At 76.3% G+C, this 3,508-nt stretch carries 4 protein-coding genes; 1 reads left to right on the forward strand and 3 read right to left on the reverse strand.

Annotated features, from left to right (window positions below):
* Positions 1-1,080, forward strand: a 1,080-nt coding sequence (locus GSF02_RS18315; RefSeq protein ID WP_328799043.1) for an LCP family protein, incomplete at its 5' end; no start/stop codon positions are given.
* Positions 1,081-1,171: 91 nt separating this feature from the next.
* Here GSF02_RS18315 and purE read toward each other — a convergent pair.
* The 3 genes from purE to GSF02_RS18330 all read right to left on the reverse strand — a co-directional run.
* Complete coding sequence (gene purE, locus GSF02_RS18320) at positions 1,172-1,726, reverse strand: 5-(carboxyamino)imidazole ribonucleotide mutase (protein WP_159798801.1); 555 nt, start codon at positions 1,724-1,726, stop codon at positions 1,172-1,174.
* Between the two features lie 54 nt (positions 1,727-1,780).
* Positions 1,781-2,971 carry a 5-(carboxyamino)imidazole ribonucleotide synthase gene (locus GSF02_RS18325; protein WP_159798802.1) on the reverse strand — a complete coding sequence of 397 codons (1,191 nt, stop codon included), beginning with the start codon at positions 2,969-2,971 and terminating at the stop codon, positions 1,781-1,783.
* Between the two features lie 83 nt (positions 2,972-3,054).
* A partial coding sequence (locus GSF02_RS18330; protein ID WP_328799044.1) for a GtrA family protein occupies positions 3,055-3,508 on the reverse strand: 454 nt, incomplete at its 5' end.

Here is a 3,508-nt window from a genome sequence, read left to right on the forward strand (position 1 = left end):
GTGACCGGCAGCGCGAGCGCCGCCGGCGTGCGCCCGGCCGCCACGCCGGCCTCGCGGCAGGTCCCGCCCGGCACGCCGGGCGCGCGCCGGGCCGCCCCGGCCGGGACCGCCCCCGGGGAGCCGCGGCGCATCCGGCTGCGCAAGGGCCGCATCGTCGCCCTTGCGCTCGTGCTGCTGCTCGTGCTGGTGCTGGCGTGGCCCGTCGGCCTGCTGGTGTGGGCCAACGGCAAGATCCAGCACGTCGACGCGCTGTCCGGCGCCCCGGCGACCCCCGGTACGACGTACCTCATCGCCGGGTCGGACGCGCGCGGCAGCGGCGGCATCGACGACCCCGACGTCAGCGGCGCCCGCACCGACACGATCATGCTGCTGCACGCCCCGACGAGCGGCCCCGCCTCGCTCATCTCGATCCCGCGCGACACCTACGCGCAGATCCCCGGCCACGGCGGGAACAAGATCAACGCCGCGTACTCCTTCGGCGGCCCCGCGCTGCTGGTCGAGACGGTCGAGGAGCTGACCGGCATGACCGTCGACCACTACGTCGAGGTCGGGTTCGGCGGCGTCGAGCAGATCGTCGACGCCGTCGGCGGCGTCGAGCTGTGCCTGGACTACGACGTCGACGAGCCGCACAGCCAGCTGAAGTGGACGGCCGGCTGCCACGTGGCCGACGGGAAGACCGCGCTGGCCTTCTCGCGCATGCGGTACGCCGACCCGAAGGGCGACATCGGCCGCGCCGAGCGCCAGCGGCAGGTGATCGGCGCGATCTCGGGCAAGCTGAACGACCCTTCGCTGGTCGCGAAGCCGACGCAGCAGACCGCGCTCCTCGAGGCGGGCCTGGGCGCCGTCGTCACCGACGAGGACACCAACATCGTCGACCTCGGCCGCCTGGCGCTGGCGTTCCGCGCGGCCAACGGCCCGGGCGGCGTCACCGGCACGCCCCCGATCGAGAGCCTGTCCTACCGCCCGGGCGGCATCGGCGCGGCGATCCTGCTCGACCCCGACACGGTCGACAAGTTCTGGAACGACGTGCGCGACGGCAAGCTCGAGCCGGGCACGGTCGGCGGCCTGCCGGGCGCGTGACGCTCCCCGACGCAGACGCGCCCGGCAGGCCTTGCCTGCCGGGCGCGTCCGCGTCCGGGTGCCGTGCCGGGCGCTGAGCCTCGCCGGGCGCCTAGGCGCTGAAGCCGGTGCCCTGCGCCGCGCCGGAGCGGCGCGCCCGCAGCGCCGCCCCCTTGGCCCGCGCGACCTCGCCGAGCTGGGCCTGGAACGCGACCATGCGCTCGCGCAGCGCCAGCGCCTCGGCGTCGGTGCCCGCCGCGAGGATGCGCGCGGCGAGCAGCCCCGCGTTGCGCGCGCCGCCGATCGAGACGGTGGCCACCGGCACACCGGCGGGCATCTGCACGATCGACAGCAGCGAGTCCATGCCGTCCAGGTGGCGCAGCGGCACCGGCACGCCGATCACCGGCAGCGGCGTGACGGCGGCGAGCATGCCCGGCAGGTGCGCGGCGCCGCCGGCCCCCGCGACGACGACGCGCAGGCCGCGCTCGGCGGCCGTGCGGCCGTACTCCACCATCTCCACGGGCATGCGGTGGGCGGAGACGACGTCGGCCTCGTACGCCACGCCGAGCTCGTCGAGCGCGGTGGCGGCGGCCTCCATCACCGGCCAGTCGGAGTCCGACCCCATGACGATGCCGACGACCGGCTGCGGGGCGGGGGTGGTGGTCATGGGGCGCTCCAGTGCTCGGGGTCTCGGTGCAGGGGCGTGGTCCGGGCGAGGGCGTCAGACGTCCTCGCCGCGCAGCAGCGCGGCGGCGGCGCGGGCCCGACGGCGGACCTCGTCCAGGTCCTCGCCGCTGACGTTCACGTGGCCCAGCTTGCGGCCCGGGCGGATGCCCTTGCCGTAGAGGTTGACCTTGGCCTCGGGGAACCGGCCGAGCACCTCGGGCAGGGCGTCGGTGAGCTCGGCGAGCGTCGAGCCGAGCACGTTGGCCATCACGGTCCAGCGGGCCACCGGCTCGGTGGCGCCCAGCGGCAGGTCCAGCACGGCGCGCAGGTGCTGCTCGAACTGGCTCGTCACCGCGCCGTCGATGGTCCAGTGCCCCGAGTTGTGCGGGCGCATGGCCAGCTCGTTCACGGAGATCGCGGGACGGCCCTCGGCGTCGCGGTGCTCGAACATCTCGACGGCGAGCACGCCGGTGACGTCCAGGCCCTCGGCGATCCGGACGGCGACGTCGCGCGCGGCGGCGTCGAGCTCGGGCGACAGGTCGGGGGCCGGGGCGATGACCTCGGAGCAGACGCCGCCGACCTGGAGCGACTCGACCACGGGCCAGGTGCGCACCTCGCCGGACGGCCGGCGCGCGACGAGCACCGCGAGCTCGCGGGTGAACGGCACCTTCTCCTCGACCAGCAGGGGCGGGGCGCCCTCGGCCGCCGCGGTGATCCAGTCGGCGACGTCGTCGGGCGCGGAGACCACGCGCACGCCCTTGCCGTCGTAGCCGCCGCGGGCGGTCTTGACGACGGCCGCGCCGTCGGGCGCCTCGGCCAGGAACGCGGCGAGCGCGGCGCGCGCCTCGCCCGGCTCGGTGGGCAGGGCCGCCCAGCGGGGGCAGGGCACGCCGACCTCGGTGAGGCGGCGGCGCATGACGATCTTGTCCTGGGCGTGCACGAGGGCGTCGGGGCCGGGCCGCACCGGGGTGCCGTGCGCGATGAGGTCGCGCAGCAGCGCGTTCGGCACGTGCTCGTGCTCGAAGGTGAGCACCGCCGCCGGCGCGCCGTCGGCCGGCGCGATCAGCGCACGGATCGCCGCCTCGTCGGACGCCGCCCCCACGGGCGCGTCCACGACGAGCTGCGCCGCCGAGGTGTCCGGCGCCTCGACCAGGACCCGGAGCGTGACCCCGAGCTCTCCGGCCGCGGGGGCCATCATGCGGGCGAGCTGTCCTCCACCGACCACGGCGATCACGGGTGCTGTCACGGAGAACGAGGATACCGGCGCCGCCGGGGCGCCCCGGCGGGCGTCCAGCTGCGGCCGGCACTGCGGCCGGCGCGGCGACGAGGTCAGCCGGTGAACACCCACCGCCGGTAGGCGACGTACCGGAACGCCGTGCCGAGCACGAGGCCGACGCCGTTGGCGGCGACGTTGTCGGCCAGCGGTGAGGTGAAGCCGAGCACGTAGTGCGACACGGCGAGGCACGCGACGGCCACGAGCATGCCGCCCACGTTCACCACGACGAACCCGACCAGCTCACGGCCGCGCTGCTGGCGGCGGCGCGCGGCGAAGGTCCAGTACCGGTTGCCGAGCCAGGCCACGAGCGTGGCCACCGCCACGGAGACGACCTTGGCGGTGAGCGGCTTGTGCCCCAGCGAGTCGGACAGCCGGATGAGGTTGAACACGCCGAGGTCGACGACGTACGCCAGGGCGCCCACGGAGCCGAAGCGGGCCAGCTCCAGCAGGCGGTGCCACGCGCGGGAGCGGGCCCCCGGCCGCGCGGCCGCGGCGGACGGCGTCGGA

Source organism: Puerhibacterium puerhi, assembly GCF_009846865.1.
Taxonomy (GTDB): domain Bacteria; phylum Actinomycetota; class Actinomycetes; order Actinomycetales; family Cellulomonadaceae; genus Puerhibacterium; species Puerhibacterium puerhi.

Bases quoted from the DNA above. Each gene is read 5' to 3' on its own strand.
- purE (WP_159798801.1), bottom strand. From the start codon at position 1,726: ATGACCACCACCCCCGCCCCGCAGCCGGTCGTCGGCATCGTCATGGGG.